This window comes from Georgenia sunbinii (genome assembly GCF_036421875.1).
GTDB lineage: Bacteria > Actinomycetota > Actinomycetes > Actinomycetales > Actinomycetaceae > Georgenia_B > Georgenia_B sunbinii.
Genome location: NZ_JAZGOL010000002.1, coordinates 715,252 through 729,261 on the forward strand (window position 1 = coordinate 715,252; position 14,010 = coordinate 729,261).

7 protein-coding genes are annotated in these 14,010 nt (G+C 70.7%); 3 read left to right on the top strand and 4 right to left on the bottom strand.

Translation table 11 applies throughout. From position 1 onward, the window contains the following. The first annotated feature begins 743 nt into the window (after positions 1 to 743). From V2J52_RS07620 to V2J52_RS07630, 3 genes are read left to right on the top strand one after another with little or no spacing between them, the layout of a single operon-like run. Positions 744 to 2,183 (top strand): lipopolysaccharide biosynthesis protein, encoded by a 1,440-nt coding sequence (locus V2J52_RS07620; protein WP_331227065.1) that lies wholly within the window; start codon positions 744 to 746, stop codon positions 2,181 to 2,183. Beyond that, entirely contained in the window at positions 2,180 to 3,151 is a 972-nt protein-coding gene (locus V2J52_RS07625) for a glycosyltransferase (RefSeq protein WP_331227066.1), read from the top strand. Before V2J52_RS07620 ends, V2J52_RS07625 begins: the two co-directional genes overlap by 4 nt. A gap of 55 nt (positions 3,152 to 3,206) precedes the next feature. Beyond that, a complete protein-coding gene (locus tag V2J52_RS07630) occupies positions 3,207 to 5,342 on the top strand; it encodes a glycosyltransferase (RefSeq protein ID WP_331227067.1) in 2,136 nt (711 codons plus the stop codon). Between the two features lie 13 nt (positions 5,343 to 5,355). Here V2J52_RS07630 and V2J52_RS07635 read toward each other — a convergent pair whose 3' ends face one another. The 4 genes from V2J52_RS07635 to V2J52_RS07650 form a co-directional block, all read right to left on the bottom strand. After that, positions 5,356 to 6,201: a glycosyltransferase family A protein gene (locus tag V2J52_RS07635; RefSeq protein ID WP_331227068.1), complete on the bottom strand. Its 846-nt coding sequence runs from the start codon at positions 6,199 to 6,201 to the stop codon at positions 5,356 to 5,358. Then, positions 6,174 to 7,442, bottom strand: coding sequence for a Coenzyme F420 hydrogenase/dehydrogenase, beta subunit C-terminal domain (locus tag V2J52_RS07640; RefSeq protein WP_331227069.1), 1,269 nt, complete (start codon positions 7,440 to 7,442; stop codon positions 6,174 to 6,176). Before V2J52_RS07640 ends, V2J52_RS07635 begins: the two co-directional genes overlap by 28 nt. Continuing rightward, positions 7,439 to 8,809, bottom strand: a complete 1,371-nt coding sequence (locus V2J52_RS07645) for a polysaccharide pyruvyl transferase family protein (protein ID WP_331227070.1) — start codon at positions 8,807 to 8,809, stop codon at positions 7,439 to 7,441. Before V2J52_RS07645 ends, V2J52_RS07640 begins: the two co-directional genes overlap by 4 nt. 67 nt (positions 8,810 to 8,876) lie before the next feature. Further along, a complete protein-coding gene (locus V2J52_RS07650) occupies positions 8,877 to 13,985 on the bottom strand; it encodes a Kelch repeat-containing protein (protein WP_331227071.1) in 5,109 nt (1,702 codons plus the stop codon). Positions 13,986 to 14,010 lie beyond the last annotated feature (25 nt).

The window sequence follows — 14,010 nt, forward strand, 5'->3', positions numbered from 1 at the left end:
CGCACTAGCGAAGTGGCGTTGTGATCGGCGCCGCTCGATGCGCACGGACCGTCCCCCGCGGGCGGGGCAGCTGATCAGCTGCCCCGCCCGTTGGTCATTCCGGGCGGACCGCGTGACGCATCCTGTGCGCGGAGCCGCCGCGCCGGCGGCGGCGACACCCCGGGCTCACCCCCGGCACTCACCCGCGCACCGGCACGCGTCAGGTCCGGGTCACCCTGGTGGTGGACCCGAGTCGCAGAGCAGACTTGCGGTGCGATGGAAGCCGAGCGACGTGCGTCCGACCGGACGTCCGCCAGCTCGCGAGGACATCGGCTCATGAACTCCCGCTTTCGGCGCCGGCACCGCCCGGCAGGCGCTGGGGACGGGTGGCCGGACTGGGTGCAGCCAGGGTTGAGCAGCGCTTGTGATCGGCGCGGCTAGGTACGCTCGGACCCAGCTGTCCCACCGGCCGGCGGACGGGGACACCTCGTGTGTCCCCGTCCGTTCCGGACGTGGGAGCGCGTCTGCGCCTGAACGGCGCAGCTGAGTAACCCCCTTCACCCCCAACGCCTGCCAACGGATCACCCGCTCCTCGGCCTCGATAACGGGAGGCTGCGCCTTAGGCTGCGATGTACCGGCTCTCGCCTTGGAGGAGGGGAATGGCGCGCTTGCTGCATCGCGATGTAAGTGCACGTTCTGCCGCCGGCGCCACAGTCGACGAGTGGCTCGAACGATCGGTCCAGAGCGGCGAGCTCGGCCGCACCGTGACCAGGGGGATCAGTTGGACCCTGCTTGGTAGCTGGCTCTCCACCGTCGTGCAGATCGGCACCACGATGGTGCTCGCCCGGCTCCTCACCCCGGCAGACTTCGGCATCATGGCGATGGCCCTCACGCTCACCGTCGTCGTCAACCAGTTCCGTAGCCTCGGGCTGAGCCAGGCGGTCGTGCAACGGATCGATCTGCGATGGAGCCACGTCAACGCCCTCTTCTGGATCAACACCGCTGCGGGGGTCGTCCTCGCCGGCCTCGTCGCACTCGCCGGATTCCCGCTCGCCGAGTTCTACCGGGAGCCCGCGCTCGTCCCCATCTGCCTCGCGCTCGGAGCGGGTTTCGCGATATCCGGGGTGGCGGTCCAGCACGGGGCTCTGCTCAACCGCGCCATGCGCTTCAGGACGATCTCGTTGCGCAACGTCGCCGCCGGCGTGCTCTCAAGCGTTGCCGCGGTCGTCGCGGCCTTGCTCGGGATGGGGATCTGGGCGCTCGTCGTCCAGAACGTCAGCATGCTGGTGTTCGCCACGCTGCTCAACTGGTGGGCGGTGCCGTGGCGACCCAGCCGCCCCAGCGGGCTGCGGGAGGCGCTGCCCTTGCTGGGCTTCGGTGCCCATGTCTCGATCGCGAACCTGTTCCACACGCTCTCTCGGGAAGGGGACAACGTCATCATCGGGCGCGCCCTCGACGCCGGAGCGTTGGGCCTGTACACCCGTGCATACAGCTTGCTGATGCTGCCGCTGCGGCAGCTCAAGACCCCCGTCCAGGCCGTCATGGTCCCCACCTTGGCGGCCCTCCAGGAGGAACCCGCGCGCTACCGCCAGGCGTACCGGATGGCTATCAGTGGGCTCGGGCACCTCGGGATGCCGGTCATCGTCGTCCTCGCGGTGACCGCGCACGAGCTCATCGCTGTTGCGCTCGGTGACCGGTGGCTGGCCGCGGCTCCGATCTTCCAGATCCTCGCCGTCGCGAGCTTTGTGCAGCTGGTTTCCACCACCACCGGCTGGATCTACACGAGCACCGGCCGCGGCGCCGTCTACGCGACGTGGGCGGTGATCAACGGCGTCGTCACCGTCGGTGGTTTCGTCATCGGCGTGCGCTGGGGCATCACCGGTGTTGCCGTCTCCTACGCGATCACGCAGGTCCTTCTCATCCTGCCGGGCTTCGCGCTCGCCTGCCGTCATACACCGGTCGCCGTCGCGGACCCCTTCCAGGCCATGGTGCGCCCCGCGCTCGTCTCCCTCCTCCTTCTCGGTGCTGCCGTCGGTGTGCGTTCCCTCGTCGTGCCGGGCGTGACGGAGCTGGTGGCGCTCGTCGTCGTCGCTGGCTGTACAGCCGCCACGTGGCTGCTGACCATGGTGGTCTGGCGTGGTGCGCGCGCTGAGCTCCTCGCGCTGGTCGCGGTCGTCCGCAAGAAGAAGCGGCCGACGTCATGAGCGCGGGCCGACGCCCCGGCGTCGCACGACCGGCCTTCGTCGCCTCGACCGGGGGGCACCTCATCGAGATGCGCCTCCTGGCGGAGCTGCTTGAGCCGGAGCGGCACCATCGTGCGCTGTGGATCACCCACCGCACCCCGCAGAGCGAGACGGTCTTGGCGGGGGAGGACGTGCTGTTCGTCGATCTCGTCCAGACCCGCGACCTCAAGGCTGCCGTGCGCGTGACGCCGGAGATCGTCCGCGCGATGCGCGACAACCGGGTGGACGCGGTCTACAGCACCGGGGCAGCGATCGCGCTGTCGGCGCTGTCACCCGCCCTCCTGGTGGGAGCGCGCGCCAACTACGTCGAGAGCCTCACCCGTCCGCTCGGCCCGTCGATGACCGGCCGGCTCCTGAGCATGCTGCCTTGGGTCAGGACGCTGACGCAGTACGAGGCCCGCGCCGGCCGACGCTGGCGGTACCAGGCCAGCCTGATGGACACGTTCGTCACCCGCGTAGTGGCGACCCCGCGGCCACGGCGGGTCTTCGTCACCGTCGGCACTGCCGGCCGCTACGAGTTCCGGCGACTGCTCGACCGTCTCGTCGAGGTGCTCCCCGACGACTGCGAGGTGGTGTGGCAGACCGGCTCGACGAGCACGGCGGGGCTCGGCATCAACGCACGGCCGATGATGACTGATACCGAGTTCCAGCACCAGATCTCTCGCGCCGACGTCGTCGTGGCGCACGCGGGGTGCGGCACGTTCCTCAGGTGCCTCGAGCTCGGCAAGGTTCCGGTGCTGGTCCCGCGACGCGCCGTGCACGACGAGCATGTGGACGACCACCAGGCGCAGCTTGCCCGTGTGGCCGAATCACGGGGGCTAGCAGTGATGCGGGAGGCCGACGCCGTGGCCTGGACGGACCTGTGCCAGGCAGCCGGCATCGCCGTCGCCCGGCGCCGCAGCGCGGTGGACGAGCGCCGTGCGAGCTGACCGACGAGCCGGCAGGACCGGCCCTTCCCTTGCTGATCACGGAGGAGGAACACAGGTGCCAAGACCTACCCGTCGCCGCGGCGTCTCACTCATCGTTGTCACCTATAACAGCAGTGCCCATCTTGCCGGCCTGGCCGCCAGCCTGGAGGACGCGCTGGCAGGCGTCTGCGAGTGGGAGCTCATTGTCGCGGACAACGACTCGTCCGATGGCAGTGCCGACCTCATCGCTGACCTCGTGCCGTCAGCCAGGATCGTCCGGATGGGACGCAACGCGGGCTACTCGGCAGCGATCAACGCCGCCGCGAGCCGCGCCAGACCGGACTTCGACACACTGGTCCTCAACCCAGACGTGCGGTTGGGGCCAAGGTGTGTCACTCAGCTGCAAGGTGCGCTGGTGGACGGAGGGGCAGGTGTTGCCGTCCCGAGGTTGGTCGATGAGCACCAGCGAACCTGGCCCTCGATCCGGCACGACCCGAGCCCGTTACGGGCGTGGGGCGAGGCACTGCTCGGCGGGCGGCTCGCCGCGGTGATGGGTGTCTCGGAGACTGAGCACGGTAGCCGGGCCTACGAGGACGGTCGCCCGATCGACTGGGCGACCGGCGCAGTCCTCCTCATCGCTGCCGAGTGCCGGGAGGCTGTTGGTCCGTGGGACGAGCGTTACTTTCTCTACTCCGAGGAGGTGGACTATTTCCAACGCGCGCGGGCTGCCGGGTACGTACCGGTCTATGTGCCCGGAGCGGTGGCTTTTCACGCTCAGGGGCAGTATCGGACAGATCCCGGCCTCTGGCGGCTACTGATGGCCAACCGGGTTGTCCAGTTCGCCCGCCAGCACGGGGCCGTCAGGACGGCGGTGTTCCGCTGCGGCCTGGCGGTGGGCGAGCTCATCCGCTTTCCTCGGGGAGCCGTGCACCGGGCCGGGTTCCGTGGTGTGCTCGCGCCGTGCGCGTTCGCAGGACGGCCGCCGCACACGGTCGGCGATGACGACGGCGTGGTGTGGTTCGCTGCGCAGGACTGGTGGTACCACAATCAGGCCCACTCGGACTTCCAGCTCATGCAGCACGCCGCTCGGGATCGTCCGGTACTGGTGGTGAACAGTCTTGGCCTGCGGATGCCGCGCAAGGGCGTGAGCGTGGCGCCGTGGCAGCGGATGGTGCGCAAGGCTCGCAGCACCGCCAAGCTGCTCCGCCGACCGGATCCCGACAATCCCAACTACTACGTCATGAGCCCGGTGTTCATCCCGGTCTACGGTGAGAGCCGGGCCGCCCGGCTGAGCGCCTGGCTGGTACGTCAGCAGGTGCGCGTCGCCGGCTACGTGGTCGGCCTCGGCGCCCGTCCAGCCGTCGTGGTCACGATCCCCACCGCCTGGCCAACCGCCGCGCGGCTACGCCGCTCGACCCTCGTGTTCAACCGGTCCGACCGGCACTCGGAGTTCCCCGAGGCGGACGGCGCGGCGATCCGGCGCCTGGAGGACCAGCTGCTGGAGCACAGCGACGTTGTCCTGTACGTCAGCCACGAGCTCATGCGGTTGGACGCGGAGCTGGTTGGTGACCGGGCCTACTTCCTCGACCATGGCGTCGAGGTCGACCACTTCACCCAGGACTCGGCCCCTCTGCCGGACGACCTCGCCAGCATTCCGGGGCCTCGGATCGGTTTCTTCGGCGCGCTCGACGACTTCGTCGTCGACATGGATCTCTTCCGCGAGACAGCCCTCGCGCTGCCGGATGTCAGCCTCGTGCTCATCGGTGACGCCTCGTCGGACATGTCAGAGCTGGTCGCGCTCCCCAACGTGCACTGGCTCGGTTTCCGGCCCTACGCCGAGATCCCTGCCTACGGCCGCGGTTTCGACGTGGCGCTCATGCCGTGGCTGGACAACGAGTGGATCAGGTTTGCCAACCCCATCAAGCTCAAGGAGTACCTTGCGCTGGGGCTGACTGTCGTCACGACGGAGTACCCGGAGATCGATGCCTACCGCGACCGGGTGCATGTTGCCGAGCGCAGGGAGGATTTTCCCACGACTGTCCGGCGTGCCCTCGGCCAGCGTTTCGCCCCGGCCATGCTGCGAGAGTCGGTGCTCCCCTCGTCATGGGAAAGCAAGACGCGCGAGCTCCTGGACCTCTTCGACGGTCCTGGACAGGGACGACGCACGGGGCTGGCCACGGACCAGCACTCGGCGCCGCCGAGCAGTCGCTGACGCCAGCGCGCGGTCACCAGCGCGCCGGCCGCCCCACGAGGCGCTCGACGCGCTTGCGCACTGACCTCGCTCGCCGGCGCCAGCCGCGGTATGCCCGCGGGTCCAGCGAGGCGCCTTGCAGCACCCGAGCGCTCTGCTCCAGCTGCGCGGTCCAGGCCGCCACGGTGGTCACGCCGTTCGCCCGTGCCGACAGCGGCATCCGGTCGACGAGGTCGGCATCGGTGTGGATCAAGCTGTGCGGGGAGCGAGGATCGTCCATGTGGTCCTCAGCCACGAAGGGGAAGTAGTAGCCGTTGACCGCCCCACCGGCGGCGAGCCGGATGCAGTACTCGGTGAAGCTCTCCGTCGGCCCGATCCCGCCGTGCTGCTCCGTGAGCGCTCGCGGCATCAGGTAGCCGCTGCCCTGGACCCACAGGTTGCGCATGAGCTGGTGACCACCGGCGAAGGTCTCGATCTTGCGATGGGCGAGCTCTGGGAAGAAGTCCGCCTCGGGGTGGCGCCAGCTCGCGACAGCGCCGAAGGACGGATTAGCAGCATGAGCGTCGGCGAAGGTGCTCAACCAGCCGGGACTGACGCGGCAGTCGTCATCCACCTTGGAGACGAACTGTGCGGTGGACTCCTGCCACAGCCAGTTCGTCGGTTCGCGGAGCCGGACGTTCTCGCGGCTGTGGTGGAAGCGGTGCACCCGCGGGTCGTCACGCCAGTCGCGCAGCGCCTCGAGGGTGGCCTCGTCGTCGCCGTTGTGCCAGAGCCAGACGCGGTCGTCCTCGCCGAGGGTCTCCAGGAGGCGCGGAAGGCTCAGGTGCAGGTAGCCGGCACTGCGGTAGGTGATCATGAGGATGTCGGCTCGGTGGGGCACGGTGACACTCCTTCCAGGTCGACTTCGGGTTGCCGCAGGCCGCGCAGCCGTGCGCGTCGGTACGTGCCCCCGAGCGAGGTGAGCTTGATCCGTACCGGAAGCCGCAACCACAACCGCAGGGACGGCAGGCCGCGGTACCGCGGGGTTCGTAGCCCCATGAGGCCCATCGTGAGCACACGGCCCCAGACCGCGCCGCGGGTCTCGGCCAGGTTGGGCTGCGACGTGGGCAGCAGGTCCACCGGTACCTCTCCGCCGGCGAGCGCTCCGTCCGCGAGTGCGGCGAGGACTGCCGCCCGTCCCCGCTCGGTACGCACGACGACGAGGGACCGTCCCGGCTCGTCCGGGCTCAGCTCCCGGTACCAGGGGTCACCGACGGACAGGTCGGCGAACTCACCGGTGTGGTCGGGACAGATGAGGCAGCGCCACTGGCGGTGCTTGGTGAGCGTGCCGCCCCACGACTCCGCGTAGGTCATGCTCCGGTGGTCACCGTCCCGGGTCCGGAAACGGAAGTGGCCCGGCCACCCCTCGCCGCGGTAGTCGACCTTCGCCACCTCCTCCGGCTCGGCCCCGAGCTCGCGGATGAGCTTCTCGGTTGCTGCCGTCGATGGCGTCCCGGCACAGAAGATCGCGATGGTGAGGTCGGTCTTCGCCGCTATCCCGGGGCGTACCTGTGTGACGCGGGCCAGCGCAGCGACGTCGCAGGGCTTACCGACGAACACCGACGTGCCGTTCGCCTCCTCGAGGAGGTCGAGGCGCTCAGCCGGGCTCGCGGGCGAGTACCGCGAGCCGGTTGCTGCGGTGATCGTCTCGTAGCTGGTGTTCCGCACCGTCACGTTGCGGATCGGGTCGCTCGGGTCGGCCTGCACCTGGAGGGCGCCGGTCGCTCGTCCGGAGGTCACCGCGTGTGCCGACAGTGCGGTGGCCACGCCGCCGGACGAGCCGCGGTGACGGACGTCGGGGTCGGTGGACCAGCACTCGTAGAGAGCGAGCACCGGTCCCCACTCACCGCGGAAGGGTGCGTCGTCGAGCGTTCCCGGCGGGTGCTCGAGCTGCCGCCCGGGGCACGCCGCCAACGGGGCGCCGGTGACCCGGCCGTTGACGCCGGCGATCGGTAGCGGGCGGCGCCCGGTCTCGTGGATGTCGCGCATCTCGAGCCGGTCCGGAGCGAGGAACGCGCAGGCCCCGCACCCGGTGCAGAGGTGGGACGCGACGACCTCGTCGATAGAACGTGGCGTCCTCATGCGATCACGCTGCGGGGCCCGGGGGAGTGCCGCCACGTGGTGACGGCGTCCAGGACGTCATCCAGCTGAGCACGCGCACGGGCCGCGACCGCGGGCACGTTCTCGGCGAGCACCATGCCGGCCCGCTCCCGTGTGGTGAATGACGCCATCGCCCGCTCGACCGCCTCAGGGCCTGCCACCTCCCGTGCGTCCGCGACGTGGTCGGACACCCCGCAGGTGCCGAACACCCCGGCGGTCTTGTCGCTGTAGGCGTAGCCGAAGGCCGGGACTGCCGAGCCCAGCGCGGCGATAGTGGCGTGCATCCGGGACCCGGCGAACCAGGCGGTGCGCGCGATGCACCACTTGAGCTCGGGAGCCCGCAGGTGTGCCGGGAGCGACCACACGCGATCACGCTCAGTGGCACTGAGCGCCTCGCGCACGACCCGGATCGACGTCGCGTCGCTCTCGTCCACGCCGTCGCCGTGCACGTGGGAGACGAGCACGACGAAGGCTCCCGCGGCGATGAGTGACCGGACCAGGTCCGTCATCGTCCGGAGGTAGTCGCCGGCGAGTCCGAAGCGCTGCCAGTCCGCTGCCGTCCGCAGCAGGCCGCTGATGTTCACCCCGACGACGAGCTCGTCGTCCAGGCGCTGGAACTGCTCGACGATGCGTGGATCCGGTTCCCGGGGGACGAGCCCGAAGGCCACGTCCACCCCCTCTCGCACGAGGCTGCGGTCGGCGTCCGGCCCCGCCAGGGTGAGCAGCTGGTCATGGCTCCACGCGTCGCGGGAGTACGCGAGGGCGGAGGCACGGACGATGCGCTCGGCCTGTCGACGAGCCGCCACCGTCGTGAACGGCCCGAAGGTCTGGGGCAGCAGCACCAGTGGTCGTCCGCTGCGCAGGGCTGCCTCTTTCGGCGCGGACACCGTCGCCAGCCGGTGCGGGCCGTACAGATCGGTGAAGCTGTCCCCGCCACTGAGGTCGAGGACGGCGTCGGCCGCCCCGAGCCGATCGGCCACCGGGTTACCGAGCCCGCCGAGCCGCTGGTCGAAGCTGACCCGCGCCCAGCTCTCCCGCCGGTACCAGCGCCGGGAGTAGCGGGCACCGAGGAGCTCGACCTCGCCGCGGTACCCGGGCTGCGACTCGCTCGGCCGCACCCCCCAGCCGTCGTCGAGCACGCTCACCCGGCCCGGAACCGACTGCGCGAGATGGTCGACGACGGACCGGCCGAGCGCCTCCACCCCCCGGTTGTCGTTGTGCAGCGGCGCACCGGCGAGGAGGAGTCGGGCGCCTGCCTGGTCGCGGTCCTCGCCGGCCCCCGGCCGAGGGCGGGTGGAGGTCCGTTCTGCCTCGAGGCCACCCGCTGGTGCGTCCGGTGAATGCGTCACCTCAGCAGTGCCGCGAGGTCCGGTGGAGTCGTCCATGGTCGAGCCGCCCTTCGGTTGGATGAGGAAGTCACGGTGCGTCCGGCAGCTGGAGCACCTCGTGGAGCGAGCTCCACGACGCGCCCGCCGCGGTGCCGCCACCGACGAGGTGGAGCCGGCCGTCGACCACTGCCGCCGCGGCGCCGTGCCGGCCGGTCGGCATTCGACGGAGGGTCGACCACTCGTCGGCGACGGGGTCGTAGAGCTCGGTGGTGTCGAACGGTGAGCCGTCGGCCTGGGCCTCGCCACCGGCGAGCACCACCCGGCCGTCGACCACGCCCGTACCCATCGTGCGGCGGGGTGTCGGCAGCGGCGCCCTCTCCTGCCATGTGCCGGTGGCGAGGTCGAAGGCCTCGACCGAGCCGAGCGTCGGCGCCGGGGACTGGCCGTTCGCCAGCCGGGTGCGGCCACCGAACACGTACAGGACGTCATCGACGACGGCGGAGCCCGGGTTGTCCCGTGCCACCGCCATGGCTGGGACGGTGCTCCAGGTGCCGCTGGCGAGATCGAACCGCTCGACGACGTCGGTCGAGGCGCCGTTGCTCGTCATGCCGCCCGCGACGTAGACCGAGCCGTCCAGCACCTGCGCCGTCGCCCCACCTCGGGCGGTCGGCATGTCGGGCAGCGCCTGCCACGCGTCGGTCCCCGGGTCGTAGGACCAGGCGGAGGCCACCGCGCCGGAGAAGGGTGCGGTCGAGCCACCGAGGACGAGCACCTTGCCATCGGCGGTCGTGATCGCCGGGTTCTCGACACCGACGCCGGGGAGGTCGGCGATGCGCGCCCAGCCGTCCGTCGCGGTGTCGTACCGGTAGGCCTGCGTCGAGTGGCCCGCGGAGCCCTTGCCGCCGACGACGTACATGGCGCCGTCGACCGTCGCGCCGCCGGCGTCCAGCAGGCTCACGGGCAGCGGTGCACCGGACTCCCAGCAGCCGGTGTCGCGCGGGGTGAGGAAGGTGACCTGGCCCCCGGCGAACTCACCGACGACGATCCGTCCGTCCGGCAGCTGGGCGATCGGCAGCGGGTCCTTGAAACCGCCGATGATGCTCCTGGCGGTGACCACCGACCGGCCGTCTGAGGCGAGCTTGACCGCGGTGATGTCGTCACCGACGGAGTAGTTGGTGATGAGCAGGTCGTGGTCGAGGGCGCCGCAGAAGGCGTCGCCGGAGAACTCGATGATGCCGTTCGCCGACCGGTTCGGCCCGAGGTCCTGGAGCGGCTCGGTGAAGGTCGGTAGCGGGTCGACGCCCTGGTAGCTGCCGTTCTTGAAGACGCACTCGTCGCGGGCAGGGTTGGGGTGCCCGTAGTACCTGCCCTCCTCGAGGACGTTGAGCACGTCGTTCTGGTTGCCCGGGTTGCCACCGCCCTGGGACCACGGCGCGGTGCTGCCGAAGCCGGTGCACGGGGCGACCGGTGAGGTCGGGAAGCTGCCGACGATCCCGAGCCCGTTGTCCGGGCCGTAGATGAGCCCGTTGGAGTGCTCGACGAAGTCGTAGGTGTTGCGCAGGCCCGAGGAGAAGACGTCGACGTCGCAGTCGCCGGAGAGGTAGATGTCGGTCGGGTGGGCGCAGTCGCCGTCGAACCCGGGCGCCGTGACGTCGGCGACGAGCAGCGCGGCCGACAGCGGCTGCTCGCCGCGCTCGCCGAACTCGGTGTTCGCGGTGTTCGGTGCGCCGGCCCCGGTGTTGCCGCCCTGGGCGAGGTAGAGCCTGCCGTCGGCGCCGAAGGCGATGGAGTTCGTGCCGTGGTTGGCGAACGACCGGGGCAGGCCGGTGATGACGTCGGTCCGCTGTGTGAGCCCAGGGCCCGAGAGCCGTGAGACGACTCCGGAGTCGGCGATCCCGTTGCTCGCGGACGGGGAGGAGTGCCCGGCCCACACGATGACGTCCTCGGCCGTCGAGGCGGGGTCGATGGTCAGCCCGAGCGCCAGCCTGGTGCCCAGGGTCGACACGACCTGGGTGTCGGTGACCGAGCCGTCCGCGGCAAAGGAGAGGACATAGATCTTGCCGAACATGGACTGTACGTAAAGCCTGCCGTCCGGCCCGTAAGCCAGCGACGTCGGGAACTGCACGTCCACCGACGAGCGGTCGAAGGGGAAGTCGGGGATGTTCGAGGGGTCGCGCTCGCCGGTGACGGCGAACTGGGAGAACCGGAAGACCGGTGCCTGCGCCGCGCCGCGCTGGCTGGCGAAGATCCCGCCGAAGCTGCGGGTGCCGATGACCGGGTCGATCCCGGCGCCGTCGAAGCTGAAGAACTCGCCCGGCACGTCGAAGCTTCGCAGGGGAGCCACGCCGGCGTCGCCGACCTTGTAGGAGCCGGTGACCTGGCGGGTGCTCGGGTCGACCCGCAAGGAGAGCTCGATCGGGACGTCGCTGGGGATGGTCAGCGTGGGCGAGTTCCGCCGTGCGACCTCCGTGCCGTCGACCTCGAGGACGTGCTCGACGCGCCAGCCGGTGGACGTGTGGACGAGTGCTATGCGGTCGACGTGGTCCTGGTCGTAGCCGAACCACACGCCGGCCTGCTCGAACTTCCCGCTGGCCGGGGGCGGTCCGGCGATCGTCGCGCTGATCACGGTGGTGGCGCTCGGACCGTCGAAGCCGACGCCCAGAGCGTTGTCCAGGGTGTTCTCCTTGACGGAGCCCTGGGTCCCGGTGACGTCGAGCGTGCCCTCACCGAGATTGACCGCGATCCGGTCGCGCTTGAACTCCGAGCCGTCCGGTCGCGGCAGCAGGGTGGTGAAGCCGGTACCGGTGCCGTTGGTGTCGATGATGTTCCCGGCGTCGTAGCGGAAGCCGAGGTTGTACGGGGTGCCGACCTTGATGAGCGAGCAGGTCACGGGCGCACAGTCGCCGGGGTCGCCGACGACGAGCGTGACGGCGAACGTGGCGGAGAACGTGCCCGGCGCCGAGGCGACCAGCTCACCGCGCCACACACCCTCGGTGAGACCGCCGGGCTCGATCGTCACGTCGACGGTCGCCGGCGTCGTGGCCTGGTTGACGGATGCACGGAGCCACGAGGTGTTCGACGTGATGTCAGCGACAGTGCCCGGGGCGGTCGCGGTGAGCTCGAGCGTGTGGGTCTCGGCTGCGCCGTTGGCCGGGGCAGCGACGTCGAGCTGTGACTCGCTCCAGCTCAGCGCGCTCGTGGCGTTGGCCGTGAGGAACGTCGCGTGGCTGACGTGGGTGGTGCCGTCGGCGGCGAGCACCTCGACGGTGATCGTGTGCTGGCCGTCGCGGATGCCCGCGGTGTCGAAGGGCGCCGCGGCGTGCGTGACCGAGCCGGGGGTGAAGTCGAAGGGCACGGTGGAGTCGACCCGCAGGGGCTGGCCGGTGCGCTCCGGGTCGTCGAGCCACCAGGACGTGCTCGAGACGTCATCGGCCGAGCCGAGGAAGGGATAGACCACGCCGCTGACCGTGGTCCCGGTCAGCGGCTGGGGGGAGCCACGCTTCTGGTGGAGGCTGTAGACGACGTCGAAGGACAGGCTCGCTTCCGTGCTGACCTCGAAGGTGACCGGGACGACGACGTCCGGGAGCCCGGGAGAGGAGAGCGTGACGTCCGCGGTGTGGTCTCCGAGCGGCAGCATGCTCGGATCGGCTGTGGCGGTGATCTGGGCGGGCGTGACGGTCGAGCTCGGGTCGACGGCGAGCCAGTCGGCGGAGACTGTGGCCTGGACCGGCATGCTGGAACCGTCACTCGCCACGACGGACAGCGTCGCGTCGACCGGCCCCGTGCCCTCCGTTGCGCTCAGGGCGAGGGATGCGGGGTCGACGATGAGGCCGGGGGCCGCGTCGACGACGAGGGAGACGGTGAGGACGGCGGAGAGCGCGCCGTCCGCCGTCGCCGTGACCCGACCGGTGTGGGTGCCACCGGGAAGGCCGGTGGGATCGATGGTCAGCGCGACGTCGACCGGCAGGGCGCCGGTGGGGGAGTCGGCGGTGAGCCAGGCGGCGTCGCTGCTGAGGGTGGCTACGGTGCTGGCGTCGGTCGCCGTCAGCCGGGCGGTGCGGTCCAGTGGACCGTCCCCCTCCTCCGCCTCGACCACGAGCGTCTCCGGCTCCCAGGTGACGGTGTTCGAGCCGTTGTCCGTCGCGAAGGCCGCGGTGCGGACCTCCTGGGCGCCGTCAGTCGTGACGACGAGCACGGTGATGGTGTGCTCGCCGTCGGGCAGGGTCGCCGTCGGCAGTGGCTCGGCGCGGTGCCTGACCGAACCGGGCGCGTAGTCGTAGGGCGCGACGGTGTCGGTGCGTACCGGCTCACCGCCCATGGCGGGGTCATCGAGCCACCAGCTCGTGCTGGCGACGTCCGCCTCGGGCGCAAGGAGCGGGTAGACGTCCCCCTCCACGGTGGCGCCGTTGAGGCGTGCCGGACTGGTGCGCTTCGGGTCCGCGCTGTAGACGACGGTGTAGTCGTCGATCGCGGCCGGCTGGACGGTGAGTGTGACGGGCAGGGAGACGCTGGGCAGGTCGGGCGACTCGACGATGACGTCGGCACGGTGGGTGCCGAGCGGGAGGTCCGTGGCGGCGACCAGGGTGACCGCTGACGGGGTCGTGCCGCCGCCGGTGACCGAGAGCCACGTCTCGGTGCTCACGGCGGTGAAGGGCCGGGCAACGCCGTCGGAGGTGCCGACGTCGACCGTCGCCGTCGGTGGCTGGCCACCCTGCCGCATGGTCAGGGCCACGCCGGGCGTCGAGGTCGTCAGCAGTGCCTCGACGTCATTGTCGGTGACGAAGGTGGCCTGGTGCGTGAGTGTGCCGCTGCCGGTCGAAACCTGTGCGGTGATGACGTGCTCGCCGTCGGGCAGTGTCGCGGTGTCGAACGGCGCCGACGCATGGGCGACCGAGCCGGGGGAGAAGTCGAACGGGGAGGTCGTGTCCACCCGGAGCGGCTCACCCGCCATCTCGGGGTCGTCCAGGTACCAGCTCACCGCGGTGACACCGTCATCCCCGGTGAGGAACGGGTAGACGAGGCCGTCGACGACAGCGCCGTCCATGGCGACGGGGGAGGTGCGCTTGCGGTCGAGGCTGAACGAGACTTGCGCCCCTTCGTCAGCGGCGGCGATCGGTGCCGCGCTCATTCCGAGGAGGGTGAGCACGAGCGCGGCAGCGGAGAGCGCCGCCCATGCGCGGGTACTGGTACGACTCATCGTCGGTGATCCTTTCGAGTGACGC

Excerpts from the sequence above, each read along its gene's own strand:
- V2J52_RS07625 (WP_331227066.1), top strand. The coding sequence starts at position 2,180 with ATGAGCGCGGGCCGACGCCCCGGCGTCGCACGACCGGCCTTCGTCGCC.
- V2J52_RS07640 (WP_331227069.1), bottom strand. The coding sequence starts at position 7,442 with ATGAGGACGCCACGTTCTATCGACGAGGTCGTCGCGTCCCACCTCTGC.
- V2J52_RS07650 (WP_331227071.1), bottom strand. The coding sequence starts at position 13,985 with ATGAGTCGTACCAGTACCCGCGCATGGGCGGCGCTCTCCGCTGCCGCG.